The organism is Allosphingosinicella sp. (assembly GCF_036387215.1).
Taxonomy (GTDB): Bacteria; Pseudomonadota; Alphaproteobacteria; order Sphingomonadales; family Sphingomonadaceae; genus Allosphingosinicella.
Genome location: NZ_DASVUE010000136.1, coordinates 1 through 16,800 on the forward strand (window position 1 = coordinate 1; position 16,800 = coordinate 16,800).

Annotated in this window: 17 protein-coding genes; 1 reads left to right on the forward strand and 16 read right to left on the reverse strand. The window is 66.2% G+C overall.

The window, feature by feature from the left end; genetic code table 11:
- Positions 1 to 82 precede the first annotated feature (82 nt).
- On the forward strand, positions 83 to 565 hold the full coding sequence (locus VF662_RS05365) for a SixA phosphatase family protein (RefSeq protein WP_464138688.1): 483 nt from the start codon (positions 83 to 85) through the stop codon (positions 563 to 565).
- 26 nt (positions 566 to 591) lie between these two features.
- Here VF662_RS05365 and VF662_RS05370 read toward each other — a convergent pair whose 3' ends face one another.
- From VF662_RS05370 to VF662_RS05445, 16 genes are all read right to left on the reverse strand, one after another.
- On the reverse strand, positions 592 to 822 hold the full coding sequence (locus VF662_RS05370) for a hypothetical protein (protein ID WP_464138693.1): 231 nt from the start codon (positions 820 to 822) through the stop codon (positions 592 to 594).
- 37 nt (positions 823 to 859) lie between these two features.
- A complete protein-coding gene (locus tag VF662_RS05375) occupies positions 860 to 1,219 on the reverse strand; it encodes a PspC domain-containing protein (protein ID WP_464138696.1) in 360 nt (119 codons plus the stop codon).
- The gene (gene pspB, locus VF662_RS05380) at positions 1,216 to 1,488 is read right to left on the reverse strand and encodes an envelope stress response membrane protein PspB (protein ID WP_464138700.1); all 273 of its coding nucleotides are present in this window, start codon (positions 1,486 to 1,488) and stop codon (positions 1,216 to 1,218) included. The genes VF662_RS05375 and pspB overlap by 4 nt, the downstream gene beginning before the upstream one ends.
- 4 nt (positions 1,489 to 1,492) lie before the next feature.
- Entirely contained in the window at positions 1,493 to 2,167 is a 675-nt protein-coding gene (gene pspA, locus VF662_RS05385; protein ID WP_464138705.1) for a phage shock protein PspA, read from the reverse strand.
- 67 nt (positions 2,168 to 2,234) lie between these two features.
- The gene (locus VF662_RS05390) at positions 2,235 to 2,408 is read right to left on the reverse strand and encodes a hypothetical protein (RefSeq protein ID WP_464138709.1); all 174 of its coding nucleotides are present in this window, start codon (positions 2,406 to 2,408) and stop codon (positions 2,235 to 2,237) included.
- 182 nt (positions 2,409 to 2,590) lie between these two features.
- Entirely contained in the window at positions 2,591 to 2,863 is a 273-nt protein-coding gene (locus VF662_RS05395; protein ID WP_464138714.1) for a hypothetical protein, read from the reverse strand.
- A 96-nt stretch (positions 2,864 to 2,959) separates the two neighbouring features.
- Positions 2,960 to 5,479 carry a TonB-dependent receptor plug domain-containing protein gene (locus VF662_RS05400; protein WP_464138718.1) on the reverse strand — a complete coding sequence of 840 codons (2,520 nt, stop codon included), beginning with the start codon at positions 5,477 to 5,479 and terminating at the stop codon, positions 2,960 to 2,962.
- A gap of 73 nt (positions 5,480 to 5,552) precedes the next feature.
- On the reverse strand, positions 5,553 to 7,154 hold the full coding sequence (locus tag VF662_RS05405; RefSeq protein WP_464138722.1) for an AMP-binding protein: 1,602 nt from the start codon (positions 7,152 to 7,154) through the stop codon (positions 5,553 to 5,555).
- Entirely contained in the window at positions 7,151 to 7,543 is a 393-nt protein-coding gene (locus tag VF662_RS05410) for a RidA family protein (protein ID WP_464138725.1), read from the reverse strand. Before VF662_RS05410 ends, VF662_RS05405 begins: the two co-directional genes overlap by 4 nt.
- Positions 7,540 to 8,706: an acyl-CoA dehydrogenase family protein gene (locus tag VF662_RS05415; protein WP_464138728.1), complete on the reverse strand. Its 1,167-nt coding sequence runs from the start codon at positions 8,704 to 8,706 to the stop codon at positions 7,540 to 7,542. The genes VF662_RS05410 and VF662_RS05415 overlap by 4 nt, the downstream gene beginning before the upstream one ends.
- On the reverse strand, positions 8,707 to 9,516 hold the full coding sequence (locus tag VF662_RS05420) for an enoyl-CoA hydratase family protein (RefSeq protein WP_464138732.1): 810 nt from the start codon (positions 9,514 to 9,516) through the stop codon (positions 8,707 to 8,709). It lies immediately after the preceding gene.
- Complete coding sequence (locus VF662_RS05425; RefSeq protein ID WP_464138736.1) at positions 9,513 to 10,250, reverse strand: SDR family NAD(P)-dependent oxidoreductase; 738 nt, start codon at positions 10,248 to 10,250, stop codon at positions 9,513 to 9,515. The genes VF662_RS05420 and VF662_RS05425 overlap by 4 nt, the downstream gene beginning before the upstream one ends.
- Positions 10,247 to 12,544: a bifunctional salicylyl-CoA 5-hydroxylase/oxidoreductase gene (locus tag VF662_RS05430; RefSeq protein WP_464138740.1), complete on the reverse strand. Its 2,298-nt coding sequence runs from the start codon at positions 12,542 to 12,544 to the stop codon at positions 10,247 to 10,249. The genes VF662_RS05425 and VF662_RS05430 overlap by 4 nt, the downstream gene beginning before the upstream one ends.
- A gap of 51 nt (positions 12,545 to 12,595) precedes the next feature.
- Positions 12,596 to 13,435 carry a DUF6624 domain-containing protein gene (locus tag VF662_RS05435; RefSeq protein ID WP_464138743.1) on the reverse strand — a complete coding sequence of 280 codons (840 nt, stop codon included), beginning with the start codon at positions 13,433 to 13,435 and terminating at the stop codon, positions 12,596 to 12,598.
- A gap of 40 nt (positions 13,436 to 13,475) precedes the next feature.
- Positions 13,476 to 15,590 carry a prolyl oligopeptidase family serine peptidase gene (locus VF662_RS05440; RefSeq protein ID WP_464138747.1) on the reverse strand — a complete coding sequence of 705 codons (2,115 nt, stop codon included), beginning with the start codon at positions 15,588 to 15,590 and terminating at the stop codon, positions 13,476 to 13,478.
- A gap of 81 nt (positions 15,591 to 15,671) precedes the next feature.
- A partial coding sequence (locus VF662_RS05445) for a peptidase domain-containing ABC transporter (protein WP_464138750.1) occupies positions 15,672 to 16,800 on the reverse strand: 1,129 nt, incomplete at its 5' end.

Genomic DNA, 16,800 nt, shown 5'->3' on the forward strand with positions numbered 1-16,800 from the left:
CCCCCGGCAGCCCCGTAGCCCGTGTCGCCGCCATTGTGAAGCGGCGGGTTTCACGTCAGAAGGCGGGGGTGGAGGAGGCAGGATGAGGCTTTTGCTTGCGATTGCGGCGCTGATGGCCGCGGGCTGCGCGACGGCGGAGCGAGAGGAGCGGGGGCCGGCCATTTACGTGATGCGCCACCTCCACAAGGCGGACGGGCAGGATCCGGGGCTCAACGCCACTGGCCAGAAATGCGCGGCGGCGCTGGGCGAACAGCTGGCCGGGCGCGGCATCGGCGCGATCTACGTCAGCGCGACGCGGCGGGCCCGGGAGACTGCGGCGCCGCTGGCAGCACGCCTTCGCATCGCTGCTTCGGACTACGATCCGCGGGACACTCCGGGACTGGCGGCTCGGGCGCGGGCGGAGACGACCCCGGTGCTGATCGTCGGCCACAGCAACACCGTGCCCGAGATCGTCGCCGCGCTCGGCGGGGCGCGGCCCGCCGACCTCACCGATGAAAGCTACGGCGACATCTGGCGGGTCGCGCGGGACGGAGCCGTAAGCACCGAGCGGATTGCAGGCTGCTGACCGGCCGCGCCCTTACGAGCAACCGCTCACAGATCGACGCAGGAGGCGATCGCTTCGAGCTTGCGGATGCGTTCCTTGAGGTCGGCGATCTCGATCCGCTCCATGGCGGGCGATTTCGGCTCCTGACGGCCGCCGGAAATCTCCATCCGCTTGAGGTCCAGCCAGCCCTGCCAGCCTTTCAGACCGGCGAAGGTCGCGATCCCGAGCGCCATCAGCCCTGAGCTGGAAAGCGCGAGGAGCGTGGTTGGGTCGTTCATGTTCTCCTCCCTGTGTCCCTGATCTTTTGAAGGCGGCTTAGCGCAGCTCTTCGATTTCCCGTGAAAGGCGGCGGCTGTCGGCGCTTCCGACATAGCTGTCGACTTCGGCGAGGCGCCGGTCGATGTCGCGCATGCTGGACTGGTAATCCCGGCGCGAGCCTTCCCGAAGCGTGCGGATGTCGTCCTCGATATTATAGCCGAGCTTCTGCTTCGGCTTGGCGGCCCAGGCGGCGACGCCATAGGCGACGAGCGTCCAGGGGAAGCCGCCGAGCACGGTCAGCACCACCGCGGCGATCCGGACGAAGGTGGGATCCACCCCCAGATAATTGCCGATCCCGGCGCAGACGCCCATGAACTTGCCGCCCTGCCGGTCGAGCTGGAACTTCTTGCCCCTCATTTCGCGATCCTTCTGAATGAACTGGTGTCTTGGATGCCTACACTGCCGGGATCGACGGCGATCTGCCGCCATTCCGGATTCTCCGCCGTCATGATCCGCTCGATCGTGCCGACCCTCTCTTCGAGCCGACGAGCAAGGTCGTGCAGCTCGTCGAGCAATTTCTCGTCCTCGCCCGTGATCGTCGCCGCGCCCTTCCACTTGGTGATGTAGTGGAAGACCAGCCACGGAAGCCCGATGAAGAGCAGGACGATCGCAAGCGCGTCCTCCATCCGATCAGCCTTCCAGTCCCGGGCCGAGCCGCGCCTTCAGCGCCTGGAGCTCGGCATCGACGGCTTCCTCGTTGCGGAGCTCGGCAATCTCTTCCTCGAGCGACTTGGGCGGTGCTCCGAGCGAGAGCGCATCGGCTTCGCCTTCGGCATAATCGGCGCGGCGCTCGAGGATGTCGAAGCGGGAGAAGGCCTCGCTCACCTTAGGACCCGCATACATCTCGCGGAGCCTGGTGCGGTTGTGGGCGCTCTCCATCCGTGCGGCGATCGCGTTCTGCCGCGTCCGCGCTTCCCGAAGCCGGCCCTGAAGCTTGGCGATGTCCGCTTCCGATGCACGAAGCGCATCGTCCAGCACCTGGATTTCGACACCCAGCTGCTCGGCCATGTCGCCGGCCTTCCGCTTCTCGACGAGAGCGGCCTTCGCCAAATCCTCGCGGCCCTTCGACAGCGCAAGCTCCGCCTTCTCGGTCCAGCCCTCCTGGATCTTCTCGAGCTTCGAGATCTGCCGGCGCATCTCCTTCTGGTCCGCAATCGTTCGGGCAGCGGACGCGCGGACCTCAACCAGCGTCTCCTCCATCTCCATGATGATCATCCGGATCATCTTGGCCGGATCCTCAGCCTTATCGAGAAGATCCGTCATGTTGGCGGCGATGATGTCCCTGGTGCGGGAGAAGATACCCATAGGAAGAAACTCCGTTGTTGCCGGATACGGCCGCCGCTCTTGGCTGGGCCGGAGCGAAGGCAGTGCTTCAGGCACGTGCCTCGCCCGCGGCCACCTGGCTCTGCGCAATCTGCAGGCCGGTGTCGGTCTCGACCGCGCGGGCCGGAGCAACGGCGGCGGCGATGCAAGCGGTGCTGAGGACGAGCGCGCCGACGGCGGCGGTGACGATCCGGTTGATGTCGATGTTGAAGAAGTCGGTCATTTCAATGCTCCCTGAACCTTGTTCGTGCCGTCCGCCTTTGCGGCGGTATGCACTCCGGATTACAAGAGCCGTGCCAAGTCGAGGAAATGGCGGACATCAGCCGAATTTAGCGGCAATAGACCTCCCGGAGGCTGCGCGATTTCCCCAAGGCTTGGGAATATCCGCCAACCGCGTGGGAATTTTCAACCGGCCTGCCGAAGCTCCGCCCGGCGCTCCGGCCTTGTCCTGCGCTCCTCGCCCGGCTTCCGCTTCGGCCCGACGGAATCGAGGATCTTGGCTCCCGCCATGAACACGGCGCCGGTGCAGGCGGCGAAGAAGACGTAACCAATCGCGCCGGGATAGACTTCCATATAGTGGAAGCCGCGCCCGACGGCGCCGACCGCGATCGCATAGATGACGGCATAGGCTTCGAAGCGGTTCTTGATGACGAACAGGCGCGCGATCTTCTTGAGCATGCCCGATCAGCAGCAAGAGCCGTGCCAGTGGCGGAAAAGGCCGGCTAGCGGCGGTTAACCATTAGGACTTTGTAAACCGTCCCGACGTTCCCGTTCCTAGAAGAACAGCTTCCTCACGCTGAGCGTCACCGAGCGGCCGAGCGGGTCGAGCTCCTCCGGGCGATAGCCGAGCGGCGTCGCACCGGTGAGGTCGCGGACGTCCGGGCGGGCGTTGAACAGATTGTTCACCGACAGCGACACGCGCGTGCCCCGGAGCCAGGGCATCTGCTTCACGAACTGCTGCTCGCCGAGGTTCGCGAACAGGCGGAAGTTGACGGTCGCGAAGTCCGAGAAGCGGAGGTCGCTGCTCGTTGCGCCGGTCGACGTCGGCACGCCGCGGACTTCGGTGCCGCTCTGCCAATTGGCGGTGAGGCGGGCGCCGAAACCATTCTTGAAGATCCCTGCCTGTCCTTCGAGCTCGTGACGCGGCCTGCCGCCGCGGCTGCCGGCGGCGGAGCCGCCCAGGAAGTCGAGCTCCGGCACGCCTTCGCGGATCAGCACCGAATCCTGGAAGCGCCACGTGTGATAGAGGGCAAGCTGGATACGCCCGCCCTGCCCGCCGCCGCCTCCACCGAAACCGCCAAAGCCTCCCGGGCCGCCGAAGCCGCCGAAGCCGCCGCCACCAGGCCGCCCCATACCGCCGCCAGGCCGCCCCATACCGCCGCCACGCCGGGCGCCGCGCTCGCCGCCGGCCGCCCCCGCAACGCCCTGAGCGCCGCCGGCCTCACGCTGCCTGATCCGCTCCTGCACCCGCGTCGGCAGCGCCTCGCGCGGCGGACGGGCTGAGGCGATCGGCTTCGAGAAATTGAACCCCCAGCGCAGCTCCTCGCGGTCCGAGCGCTCGAAATTGACGGGGCGGCTGTCGATCCGGAGCAGCCGGCCGGCCGCGTCGCGCTGGAAGCGGTCCGGGAACGCCGCCTCGATCTCGGGAGTGGCGGTCGGGAAGGAGGAGATGGCGTTGCGGATGCGGGTATCCGTGTAATTGGCGGTGATCGACAGGTCGGTCTCGCTCAGCGGACGCACGGTAAGCCCGAGCTTGAACACGCGACGGTCGTCCGCGAACAGGTTCGGATTGCCGCCTTCGATGCGCGTGATGTCGACCGTCTCGCCGCGGGTGAAATCGAATACGCGCACGTTCGGCGTCTGCACCACCGGGTTGCCGAGCTGCTGGATGGTCGGCGCGCCTTCCTCGTCCGTGATCGAGGCGATCAGACTTACCGCGGCGATGGGCGACCAGTTGAGCCCGTAGCCGAACGTCTTCAGCGTGCCGAAGTCCGACAGCTCCTCGATTTCGCCGTTCAGGTTGAAGGAGAGGTTGCCGATCCCCGCCAGCACGTCGTTGCGGCGGCTGGCGATCGGCAGGTCGACATTGGCCTGAACGTTCCGGCGATAGCGGGAGAGGTCGCTGCTCTGCGGAATTCCGAGGCGGGTCGCGTCGCTTTCCAGCCCCTGATGCTCGAAGCCGGCCCTGACCGTGGTAGAGACCGCGCCGGCGGGAAGACGGAACGGCGAGCCGTTGGCGACCAACTGCGCATTGGCCGTCTCGGTGTCGGTCTCAGCCCGGTCCGTGAGCTCGAAGGCATCGCGCCGGTCCGTGACGGAGACGCCGTGGCCGCGGTCGTAATTGCCGGTGAACGACCATTGCCATGACGAGAGGGCGCCGTTCAGCGCCAGCCCGAAATGGCCGTCGCGGCTCTCGGTCTCGCGCGTCAGCGGGCGCGGAGCACCCGGGAACGGCAGGCCAAGCCGGCTTTCGCTGTTCGAAGCCTCGAACGTCGCGTTCAACGTCGCTCCGACATCGTTGAAGATCGTGCGGCTCAGCGTGCCGCCGAGCTCGAGCCGGTCGGTCTCCGGCAGGAGCGTCCGAAAGTCCCCGAGCTCGGTTCCGAGCCCCCGCTCGCTCTCGAACAGGGGCGAGGCATGGTTGTATTTCGCGTCGAGCTCCCAGCGGCCCGCGCGGTCGATCCGGAGGTAGTTGAGGTCCGCCCCGTAATTGCTTCGGCCGCCGTCGGTGGCGAGGCCGTATCGGGCTTCGGCGGTGGTGGCGTTGAAACGGCGGCGAAGGACGAAGTTCACCACCCTCTGGTCGGCGCGGTAGCCGTATTTGAGCGCCACTTCCTCAGGCAGGATGTCCACCCGCTGGATCGCCTCGGGAGGGATGTTGCGGATTTCCTGGAAGCCCGAGATGCGGCGGCCGTTGAGGAGCAGGACCGGTCTCCCCTCGCCCCTGCCGCGGCCGCTCTGCGTCTGGGGAGCGATCGCGTCGAGCAATTCCGCTATGCTGCCGGCGCCGAGCGCCCGCACGTCCCGGGCGTAGAGCTGGATCTCGGGAGCGATGTCGCCGATGACGGAGCCGCGCTGACGCTGTCCGGTGACGACGATCTCCTCGCTATCCTCGTCCTCATTCCCCTCCGGAACCACCTGCTCCGTCGGCTGATCGGCGGGCTGCTCGGCCTCGGCGGCCGGTGCCGGCGCGGGCGCGGGCTGCGGAACCGGCTCCGTGCGGGTCTGCTGCGCGAGCGCGGGAGCAGTGGTGGTGGAGAGAAGAACGATCAGAACAGACTTGGGGAAGCTCACAACGAGATGATCCTACGGAAGAATACGTTTCGCCCTGCAACTGACCTGCCGGCGGTGAAGCCCCGCTGAACGGCTAAGCCGCGCCGGAGCTCCGGAGGGCATGCCGCTGCAGCTTGCCGGTGGCGGTCTTTGGGAGCGCATCGACGAATTCGATGTTCCGGGGATATTTGTATGGGGCGATCACGGCTTTGCAGTGTTGCTGCAAAGCCTCAGCCAGAGCCTCCCCCGGCTCGTGCCCGGGCGCCGCGACCACGAACGCCTTCACGCGCTGCCCTCGCTCCTCACAGGGGACACCGATGACGCCGCATTCCTGAACAGCGGGGTGCGAGAGAAGCGCATTCTCCACCTCGGGCGCGGCGATATTGTAGCCTGACGAGACGATCATGTCGTCCGACCGGGCGAGGTACCAGAAATAGCCGTCCTCATCCTGCCGATAAGTGTCGCCGGTGACGTTCCAGCCGCCCTGCACGTAGCTCGTCTGCCGCTCGTCGTCGAAATAGCGGCAGCCGGTCGGCCCCTTCACCCCAAGGCGACCCGTGCCGTGCGGGAGCGGATTGCCGGCATCGTCGAGCACGCAGGCACGGTAGCCGGGCACCGCCTTGCCGGTGGCGCCGGGGCGGATGTCGTCGCCCGAGGCGGAGATGAAGACGTGCATCATCTCGGTCGCGCCGATGCCGTCGACGATGGAGATGCCGGTCCGCTCCTTCCACGCGTGCCAGGTGGCGGCGGGAAGGTGCTCGCCGGCGGAGACGCAGGTGCGGAGCGAGGAGATGTCCCGCCCCTCCAGCAGCCCCAGCATCGCCTTGTAGGCGGTGGGGGCGGTTGCCAGGGTGGTGACCTTGTGGCGCTCCACGGCGTCGAGGAGAGCGGCCGGGCTCGGCTGTTCGATCGTCACCGCCGTCCCGCCGAAGCGCCAGGGAAAGATGAGGAGCTGCCCGAGTCCGAAGGTGAAGGCGATCGGCGCGGAGCAGGTCCAAAGGTTGCCGGGCTCCGGCCTCAGGATGTTGCCTGCGAATGCATCCGCACAAGCGAGGACGTCGCGGTGGTAGTGGATGCAGCCCTTGGGCTTGCCCGTAGTGCCGGAGGTGAAGGCGATGAGGGCCGGATCGTCCGAGAAGGTGGCGACGGGGGTGAAGCCGGCGCGCACGCCCGCCACCCGCCGCTCGAGCTCGCCCTTGCCATGGTCCCCGTCGTAGCGGAGCAGCGAGCGCACCGTGCCCGCCATTTCGGCACCCTGGCGGTAGTCGCCGACATAGCGGCTGTCGACGATCGCGTGGCTGATCTCGGCCCGTTCGAGGATCGTGGCGATCTCGCCCGGCCGGAGGATCGGCATCGTCGCGACGACGATTCCGCCCGCCTTGAGAATGCCGAGCCAGGCGGCGAAGAGGGTGGCGCAATTCGGGCCGCGGAGGAACACGCGGTTGCCGGGCACCAGCCCCTCCTCCTCGACCAGCAAGCGCGCGATTCGGTCGGAGAGGTCCCGCATCTCGCCGTAGGTCCAGCGGCCATGCTCGTTGACCACCGCCGGCAAGTTCGGGTCCGCTTGGTCGATCAGCTCCACCGCGGCATTGAGGCGCTCGGGATAGCGAAGCTCGGGGAGGTCGAAGAGGAATTCGGGCTGGTCCGCCGGCCGCGGAAGGCGATCGACCACGAACGTGTCGCGGTGCGATGTCACTCGGGCACCACCGCTATGGTCTCGATCTCGATCAGCGCCTGGTGTTCGACGAGAGCGGCCACTTCGACGACCGCCATGGTGGGATAATGCCTGCCGATCAGCTCGCGATAGATGCCGCCGAGCACGGAAAGGTTCGCCACATAATCGTCCCTGTTGACGACGTACCAGGTCATCCGGACGATGTTGTGAGCATCGGCACCATCCTCGGCGAGGATGGCGAGCGTGTTGAGGAGAAGCTGACGGAACTGGCCGGGCAGGTCGGCCGCGGCGAACCTCTGCTCCTCATCCCAGCCGACGACCCCGGCGGTGAAAATCAGCCGCCCCTTGGCCGAAATGCCGTTCGAATAACCTTTCGGGCGGTGCCAGCCGGGCGGCTGAAGGAACTTCATCGCCTATGCTCCGCGAGATGCACCCTTGAGATCACGACCTTCTGCACTTCCGATGCCCCCTCGTAGATACGGAGCGCGCGGATCTCCCTATAGAGCCGCTCCACCGGCACGCCCCGGGTGACGCCGAGGCCGCCGAACATCTGCACCGCCTTGTCGATCACGCTCTGCGCGCTGTCGGTGGCGTGGAGCTTGGCGAGCGCCGCCTCGCGGCTGTTCCGCTGCCCCTTCACATCGCGAAGCCAGGCGGCGCGGTAGATGAGGAGCGCGGAGCTATCGACGTCCAGCACCATCTCCGCGAGCTTCGACTGGGTGATCGGATTGTCGGCGAGCGTGCCGGCGCCGAGCTTTCGGGAAAGCGCCCGCTGCGTCGCCTCGTCGAGCGCGCGGCGGGCGAGCCCCAGAGCGGCCGCGCCGACGGTGGTGCGGAACACATCCAAGGTCGCCATTGCCTGGGCGAACCCTTTGCCGCGCTCGCCCAGCAGGGCCGAGGCCGGAAGCGCCATGTCGTCGAAGCGCAACGTCGCCAGCGGGTGCGGGGCCATGACGTCGATCCGCTCGCTGTCGTCGAGGCCGGGCGTGCCGCGGTCGACGATGAAGGCGGAGATGCCCTTGGAGCCCGGCGCTTCTCCGGTGCGCGCGAAGAGCACGTAATAATCCGCAATGCCGCCGTTGGAGATGTAGGTCTTCGCGCCGCTGACGAAATAGCCGGCTCCGTTCTCCCTTACCTCCGTCTCCATCGAGGCGACGTCGGAGCCGGAGACCGGCTCGGTGAGCGCGAAGGCAGCGATCTTCTCGCCCCGCCCGACGGCCGGAAGGTACGCCTGCTTCTGCGCTTCGGAGCCGAACAGGCTGATCGTCCCCGATCCGAGCCCCTGCATCGCAAAGGCGAAGTCCGCGAGCCCCGATTGGCGGGCGAGCGTCTCGCGGATCAGCGCGAGCGAGCGGACGTCGAGCGCCTCGTGAATACCGCCATAAGCTGCGGGGACGCAGTAGCGCAGCCACCCGCCTCCGCCGAGCTTGCGAACCAGGGCGCGGCAGGCCTCGTCAACGTCCGCCTCCTCGGCCTCCTCGATCTCGGATCGGCACCACTCTTCGAGATCCTTCGCCAGGCGGCGGTGGCTGTCGTCGAAGAACGGCCAGTCGAGGAACGAGCGGTCGGCCATTCAGTCGCCCTTGAACTCCGGCGTCCGCTTGGCGGCGAAGGCTTGGAAGGCGCGGCGGAAGTCGTTGGTGGCCATGCAGATCGCCTGCGCCTGCGCCTCCATTTCGATCGCGGTATCGAGGCTGACGTTCCATTCCTGGTGGAGCTGCGTCTTGGTGATGCCGTGGGCGAAGGTGGGACCGGCGGCCAGCGAGCGGGCGAAGGCGGTTGCCTCGTCCAGCAGGCTGGCGGCCGCGACGATGCGGTTGTGGAAGCCCCAGCGTTCCCCTTCCTCGGCAGTCATCACGCGTCCCGTGAACAGGAGCTCCGACGCCCTCCCGTGGCCGATGATCCGCGGCAGGATCGCGCAGGCGCCCATATCGCAGCCGGCAAGGCCGACGCGGGTGAAGAGGAACGCGGTCTTCGTCTCGGGTGTCGCGAAGCGGACGTCCGACGCCATCGCCACAATCGCGCCTGCGCCGACGCAGACGCCGTCTAGCGCCGCGACGATCGGCTGCGGGCAGGCGCGCATCGCCTTCACCAGATCCCCCGTCATGCGGGTAAAGCTGAGGAGCCCCGGCATCTCCATCTCGGTGAGGGGGCCGATGATCTCGTGCACATCGCCGCCCGAGCTGAAATTGCCGCCCGCGCCCGCGATGACGACCGCCTTCACCTCCGGCACGTAGACGAGCTGCCGGAAGGTGTCGCGAAGCTCGGCATAGCTTTCAAAGGTCAGCGGGTTCTTCCGCTCGGGGCGATTGAGGGTGATTGTCGCCACCCCGTCGCCTAAGGACCATCTGAAATGTTCGGGCGCGAAACTTGCCGGGTTCATGCGATCTCCACAGCCTCACCGTTCCTGTCGGAAGTGACGAGGTCAAGCACCACCGCGGCGACCTCCTCCGGCGAAATCAGGCGGCCCGATGGGTTGAGCCGGGCCAGCTCGGCCAATGCCTCGTCGGCGGCTCGCCCGGTCTTCGCAACGATGTTGGCGATGGATTGGCCCGTCATGTCGCTATCGACGAAGCCGGGGCACACTGCGTTCACACGAAGACCGGTGTTGGCATATTCCGCCGCGAGTGCCCGGGTAAGGCCGACGGCACCGTGCTTGGCTGCGATATAGGGCGATGCATAAGCGAAGCCGTAAAGCCCGGCCATCGAAGCGACCGTGACGATGCGGCCCGCCTTTGCCGCGAGCAGGTCCGCGAGCGCCGACTTGCAGCAATTGAAGATGCCGTCGAGATTCACCGCAAGCATGTCGCGCCACAGCGCCTCGCTCACCTTCGCGAACGGCACGCCGGCCGCGGCTCCGGCATTGTTGACGAGAATCGTGATCGGTCCCTGTGCGTCCCGAGCCATCGCAAAGGCGCGCTCCACCTGCTCCCGATCGGTCACGTCGGCGGGCGCGACAAGCGCGTCCAAATCGCCGGAGGCGACCTCCTCCAGTGGCCCGCGGCGGCGGCCCATGAGCGTCAGCTTGGCGCCCTCCGTAGCCAGCGCGCGGGCGATGGCAGCGCCGATGCCGGTGCCGCCGCCGGTGACGAGAGCGTGCTGCTCCGCGAGCCTCATGCCTTGAGCTGCGCTTCCTGCTCGCGCTTCAGGTTGCGCGCGAACTGGGACATGCCGCCCAGATAGGGAGGCGGAACATGAACGCCGCGATAGTCGTGGCCCGCCGCCGCCCGGAGCGTCCACATCGGATCCACGAGGTGCGGCCGCGCGAGCGCAACGAGATCGGCGCGGCCGGCGGCGAGGATCGAATTTACATGATCGCTCTCGTAGATGTTCCCAACCGCCATGGTGGAAACACGCGCCTCGTTCCTGATCTGGTCGGCAAAGGGCGTCTGGAACATCCGGCCGTAGACGGGGCTGCACTCGGCCCAGGTCTGGCCGGCCGAAACGTCGATCAGGTCCGCGCCTGCTTCCGTGAAGGCGCGGGCGATCTCGACCGCCTCGTCGGGAGTCACGCCCAGATCGCCCATCCAGTCATTGGCGGAAATGCGGACCGACATCGGCTTTTCGGCCGGCCAAGCGGCGCGCATCGCGCGGAAGACTTCCAGCGGGTAGCGGAGGCGGTTCTCGACGCTGCCGCCATATTCGTCGGTGCGCGTGTTCTGGAGCGGGGTAATGAAGCTCGAGAGCAAATAGCCGTGCGCGCAGTGGAGCTCGACCATGTCGAACCCCGCCTCCAGCCCCATCTCGACCGCACGGACGAACTGGTCCCGCACCTCGTCCATGTCGGCGCGGGTCATCGGGCGCGGCTTCTGGTTGGCGGCGGACCATGGGACGTCCGAGGCGGCGATGAGCGGCCAGTTCCCCTCCTCCAGCGGCACGTCATAGCCCTCCCAGCCCACCCGGGTTGAGCCCTTCGCCCCGGAATGGCCGAGCTGAAGGCAGATCTTGGCCCTCGTATTCGCGTGGACGAACTCGACGATCCGCTTCCAAGCCTGCGCATGCTCCGCAGACCACATGCCGGCGCAGGCGGGCGTGATGCGGCCCGTCGGGGAGACACAGGTCATCTCCGTGTAAACGAGGCCCGCACCGCCCTGAGCCCGGGCCCCATAATGCACGAGGTGGAAATCGTTCGGCGTTCCGTCCCGCGCCGAATACATCGCCATGGGGGAAACGACGACGCGATTGTCCAGGGCCATGTCGCGAAGCCTGTACGGCGCGAACATGGGCGGAGCGGGATCATTGACCGGCTTCCCCCGCGCCTTCGATTGGAACCAGCGCTCAACGCCCTCCAGCCACGGCTTGTCGCGGAGGCGGAGATTCTCGTGGCTGACGCGCTGCGAGCGGGTGAGCAGGGAATAAGCGAACTGGATCGGCTCGAAATGGAGATAGCGGTCCAGGGTTTCGAACCATTCGGTGGAGTTGCGGGCGCTGTTCTGGAGCTTCAGCACCTCGACGTTGCGCTCCTCCCGATATTCCTCGAGCGCCGCTTCCCGTGACAGGCCGGGGCGGTTCAGCACCTCCGCAAGCTTGATCGCATCCTCGAGCGCCAGCTTCGTCCCGGATCCGATCGAGAAGTGAGCAGTATGCGCAGCGTCGCCGAGCAGGATGAGGTTCCGGTAGCTCCAGCGCTCGCAGATGATGCGGCGGAAGTTGAGCCAGGCCTGCGGTCCCGGCAGGTGCTGCGCGTTCGACCGGAGGCTGTGGCCGTCCAGATATTTGGCGAAGATCCGCTCGCAGATCGCGATGGCTTCAGGCTGGTCCATCCGGTCGAAGCCGAGCCGCTGCCACGTGTCCGGCGCCATTTCGACGATGAAGGTCGAGAGATCGCCGTCGAAACGGTAGGCATGGGCCCACACCCACCCGGCTTCTGTCTGCTCGAAGGCGAAGGTGAAAGCTTCAAACACCTTGTTCGTGCCGAACCAGAAGAACTTGTTCTTCCGCACCTGGATATCGACACTGAAATGCGGCTCGTAGCGGATGCGGATGCGGCTGTTCGCGCCGTCGGCGGCGATGACGAGATCGTAGCCGGACCAGTCGGCGAGGTCGGCGCTCGCCTCATGCTCGAAGTGCAGCCGCACCCCCAGTTCGCGCGCCCGCTCCTGAAGGATGTTGAGCAGTCGCTTCCGGCCGATCCCGATGAAGCCGTGCCCGGACGAGCGCACCGTCTGCCCGTGGATATGGATTTCGATATCGTCCCAATGCGCGAACTCGCCCGCGATCACAGCTCCGGAGACCGGATCGTTCCGCATCAGATTCTCGACCGTCTGGTCCGAGAAGACCACGCCCCAGCCGAACGTGCTGTCGGCGCGGTTGCGCTCGAACAGGTCGATCTCGTGCGAGGGGTCCCGCAGCTTCATCGAAATGGCGAAATAGAGCCCGGCCGGTCCCCCGCCGAGGCATGCGATCCGCATCACCCTCTCCTTGTCGCTGAGGCTAGGAGCCCCGGCACAAGGAGGCAAGCTTCAGGGGCAGGTAAAACGGCGCCGATACTCGTCGATCGGCTCCAGCCCAACCTCACTTCGGCGGCCATCGAGCTTCGCTGGGTCCACCACGTCGAAAGGCTGCCAATCCCCCTTGCCCACACAGCGGCCCTGGGTGCCGTACACTTGCGGACGCTTGGCGTTGCTCGCGACCCGATCCACAAGATAGGCGTAATATTTCCCCTGCATGTCGCCGCTTTTGACACGCGGCTCCAGCACCTTCAGCATCCGCTTCTGCCATTCTGGATCATAGTCCGAATGCTGCACGATCAACCAGGCGGCCTGCGACGCCTCCTCGCCATAACGGGAGATGTCGAACCAGCCGATGCGCGCCAGCACCGCCTTCAGCCAGGAGGTGCCGCTGCGGTAATTGGTCTGAATCTCCGAGTTCATCAGGGCGCCAACGGCCATATTCCCGGCCCGATCAAGGCCCGGATCATATTTTTGCTGCCATTGATCCAGGAAGACCTGCTCGAACAAGCGTCGCGCTTCCGGGGCAGTCGCCGCGGCCCTATTCTTAAGCCAGCGATCTTCGATCCAGCCCGGCTTGTACGGCCCGCCGCCGCGGATCAGATCCATTTCAGCTTTGTAAGCCGCGCAGGCACGCATCACCTCGCGCCAGCGGCGGCGGTAGTCGGAGGTGGACTTGCTCGCTCCCGCAACGGCGAGCGCTGCCAGCCGCTCCGCGCCTCCGCGATCGAGCTCGCCTGCGACCATCTTCTCGAACAAGGTCTGTCGATCGGCTTCGACCTGAGCCGTGCCAACCCTGGCTCTATATCGCCACGCGTCGAATTCGGCCGCGGACGCGGGGGCGGCGAGCACCGCCGCCCCCACTAACGCGAGAATCCCCCGCAGCACTTTGTCAGTCCACCAGGCGCTGCGTCGCGTAGGTGTATTGAAGGGCATAGAAGCGGGCGGATTCGGGGAGGTTCGCCGCTGCCGCGTGGCCGCCGTCCATATTCTCGTAATAGAGATAGGGCTGGCCGAGCGCCGCCATCTTCGCCGCAGCCTTGCGGCCGTGGCCGGGATGGACGCGGTCGTCCTTCGTCGAGGTGAGGAAGAAGGGCATCGGATAGGTCTTTCCGGCGACCAGCTTCTGGTAAGGCGAATAGCCTTCGATCCAGGCACGCTGCTCGGGCTTCTCGGGATCGCCATATTCTCCGATCCACGAAGCGCCGGCGCCCATCTTGTTGTAGCGCAGCATGTCGAACAGCGGCACCTGCACGATCGCGGCATTGAACAACTCCGGCCGCTGCGTAATCGCAGTTCCGACGAGGAGGCCCCCCTGGCTTCCGCCGACGACGCCGAGGCGTCGCGGGCTTGTGATCTTGCGGCGGATCACGTCCTCCGCGACGGCGATGAAGTCGTCCCAGGTGCGCTGCTTGTTGGCACCCTGGGCCGTCTGGTGCCAGGATGGACCGAACTCGCCGCCTCCCCGCAGGTTCGCCACCACCCAGGAATTGCCCCGCTCCAGCCAGAGCTTGCCCATCGTGCCGGAATAGCCGGGCACCTGCGGGATCTGGAAACCGCCATAGCCGTTCAGGAGCGTCGGCGTGGAGCCGTCGAACTTCATGTTCTTCGGGCGGACCACAAAATAGGGGATCTTCGTCCCGTCCTTCGAAGTCGCTTCGAACTGCTCGATCATGTGCTTGGACGCATCGAAGCGCGGCGGCGACGACTTCAGGGTGGCAACATTGCCGGTCGCCGAATCCATGTACCAGAGCGTGGTCGGCGTCAGATAGTCGGTGACGCTGAACATCGCCGAATTATCATCGTCGGAAGCGGCGGCGACGCTGATGGTGGCGTTCTTTGGAAGCGCGACGGGAGTCTTCTTCCATGCGCCGCCAGTATAATCGTAGGCGAACGCCTGGCCGCGGACGTTGTCGAGGATGGTGAGGAGCAGCTTGTCCTTCGTCGTTGCGACGCCGCCGAGCGTCTGGCGAGGACCCGGCGCAAAGACGAGCGACGGCAGCGCCTTCAGCGGACCCCGCTTCCACTCGGCAAGATCGTAGGAGAGCAAGGAGTCGCTCTTGAACTTGAGGTTCGGCGCCGGCGACCAATCCTCGCGCAACGTCACGAGCAGCCGGCCGTCGACGATGCCGCTTGGCGAAGCCTTGCGCGGAAGCGGGAGCGACACCGGTCCCTTCGGCGTCAGAAGCACGAACTCCCGCTCGAAGAAATTGATGCCGCGGGAGACGCCGATGCCGTGCACCTTGCCGGCGCTGTCCCGCAGAACGAACGGATCGGCGCGGTTCTCGTTCGGCGATCCGCGATAAACTTCACGCGCCTGATCGAGCGTCTGTCCGCGCTTCAGCTCCTTCACCACGAAGGGGTAGCCGGACTTGGTCAGCGTCCCCTCGCCCCAGTCGCGGGCGACGAGGAGAGTGTCGGCATCCACCCAGGCGACCGTCTGCTTCGCCTCGGGCAGGTTGAAGCCGCCCTCGACGAAGCGCTTCTCGACCATGTCGAATTCGCGGACGACATTGGCATCCTTGCCGCCGTTCGAAAGGACGACGAGGCAGCGCCGGTCCTCCGGCGGCAGGCAGTTGGAGCCCTGATAGACCCAATTGGCGTTCTCGGACTTGGCGAGCGCATCGATGTCGAGCACCGTCTCCCATTGCGGGGTGGCGGTGCGATAGCTGGCAAGGCTCGTCCGCCTCAGGACGCCGCGGACATGCTCCTGGTCCTGCCAGAAATTGTAGAGGCCGTCAGGACGGATGGAGACGAACGGGATCCGGTCCTTCGCCTGAAGGATCTGGAGCGCCTCGTTGTAATAAGCCTGATAGCGCGGGTCCTTCTGGAGCACGCCGAAGGTCTTCTCGTTCTCGGCGCGGGCCCAGGCGAGCGGCTTCGCACCCTCGATCTCCTCGAGCCACTCATTGGGATCATCGGCTCCCGGCGCCGTCTGCGCGCTCACGATCGAACCAAGGCTTGCAAAGGCAAACAGTCCCGCAACGACGATCTTCCGATATTTCATGAATCGACCAACCCCATAAAGCTCATCCGCCGCAATGCCTAAGCGATTGAGCGGGCGAGGCAAGTCGGCTTGTTGGAAGCTTCAGACGCGGGTGAGCTTGCCGTCCTGCAGGCGGAGCACGATCTCGGCGCGCTCGATCAGCGCCGGGCGGTGCGCGACGACGATACGGGTGATCGGCAGGCGCGCGATCAGGTCGGCGATCGCATTCTCATTCTCGTCGTCGAGATTGGCGGTGCCTTCATCGAGGAACAGCGCATCGGGGTCGCGGTAGAGCGCCCGGGCGAGCATGATGCGCTGGCGCTGGCCGGCTGAGAGCGCGGCGCCCATGTCTCCGATCAGGCTCTGATAGCCCATCGGCATCTTGGCGATATCGTCATGGATCCGGGCCGCCATCGCCGCCGCCTCGATCCTGTTCTGGTCGAGCTTCGGATCGAAGAAGGCGATGTTGTCGGAAAGCGTGCCGGTGAGCAGGTGATCGTCCTGCATGACGGCACCGATCCGGGCCCTCCAAAGCGAGTTGGTGGCGGGGCCGAGCGGAACGTTGTCGATCATCAAATGCCCGGAGGTCGGCGGAAGCAGGCCGAGCAGGATCCGCATCAAGGTGGTCTTGCCGGATCCGGACGGGCCGACGATCGCGACGAAGCTTCCCTTGGGGATCGAGAAATCGAGCTTCTCGAAGACCGGATTCTCGTTCGGGCCGTAGGCGAAGCCCAGCCCCTCGCCGCGAATTTCGGGGGCCGGCAGGAGCTTGGGGCGGTTGGCGGACTTCAGCTGCTCGCGCGGCTGGCTGACGATGTCGGAGAGGCGTTCGAGATGAACTCCGAGCAGCCGCCACGCCTGCGCCTGATCGACGAGCGCCACGGCGCTCCCGGTAAAACCGGTGCGATAGGCGACGAAGGCGAGCAGGAGACCGACCGTCAGCTCCTGCCCGATCACTTGAAGCGCGCCCAGATAGACGATGATCAGGAATTGAGCGCCGAACAGGATACTTTCGGCAAGATCGATCTGGATGCCGAAGATCTGCGTGCGGTAATTGGCGGAGACGACGTCGGCATAGCGGTTGCGCCAGCCATTCTCGCGCATCGCCTCGTTGGTGTGGAGCTTGATCGAGCGCATCGCCCGGATCGACTCCATGAGGTACGTTTCCTCCTTGGCGCGGGCCATGATCTCTTCCTCGGTCCGGCGGCGGAGCCCCGGATAGAGGAGCGCC

Bases quoted from the DNA above. Each gene is read 5' to 3' on its own strand.
- VF662_RS05430 (WP_464138740.1), bottom strand. From the start codon at position 12,544: ATGCGGATCGCATGCCTCGGCGGGGGACCGGCCGGGCTCTATTTCGCC.
- VF662_RS05375 (WP_464138696.1), bottom strand. From the start codon at position 1,219: ATGAGGGGCAAGAAGTTCCAGCTCGACCGGCAGGGCGGCAAGTTCATG.
- VF662_RS05420 (WP_464138732.1), bottom strand. From the start codon at position 9,516: ATGAACCCGGCAAGTTTCGCGCCCGAACATTTCAGATGGTCCTTAGGC.
- VF662_RS05440 (WP_464138747.1), bottom strand. From the start codon at position 15,590: ATGAAATATCGGAAGATCGTCGTTGCGGGACTGTTTGCCTTTGCAAGC.
- VF662_RS05395 (WP_464138714.1), bottom strand. From the start codon at position 2,863: ATGCTCAAGAAGATCGCGCGCCTGTTCGTCATCAAGAACCGCTTCGAA.
- pspA (WP_464138705.1), bottom strand. From the start codon at position 2,167: ATGGGTATCTTCTCCCGCACCAGGGACATCATCGCCGCCAACATGACG.
- VF662_RS05365 (WP_464138688.1), top strand. From the start codon at position 83: ATGAGGCTTTTGCTTGCGATTGCGGCGCTGATGGCCGCGGGCTGCGCG.
- VF662_RS05410 (WP_464138725.1), bottom strand. From the start codon at position 7,543: ATGAAGTTCCTTCAGCCGCCCGGCTGGCACCGCCCGAAAGGTTATTCG.
- VF662_RS05425 (WP_464138736.1), bottom strand. From the start codon at position 10,250: ATGAGGCTCGCGGAGCAGCACGCTCTCGTCACCGGCGGCGGCACCGGC.
- pspB (WP_464138700.1), bottom strand. From the start codon at position 1,488: ATGGAGGACGCGCTTGCGATCGTCCTGCTCTTCATCGGGCTTCCGTGG.
- VF662_RS05370 (WP_464138693.1), bottom strand. From the start codon at position 822: ATGAACGACCCAACCACGCTCCTCGCGCTTTCCAGCTCAGGGCTGATG.
- VF662_RS05415 (WP_464138728.1), bottom strand. From the start codon at position 8,706: ATGGCCGACCGCTCGTTCCTCGACTGGCCGTTCTTCGACGACAGCCAC.
- VF662_RS05390 (WP_464138709.1), bottom strand. From the start codon at position 2,408: ATGACCGACTTCTTCAACATCGACATCAACCGGATCGTCACCGCCGCC.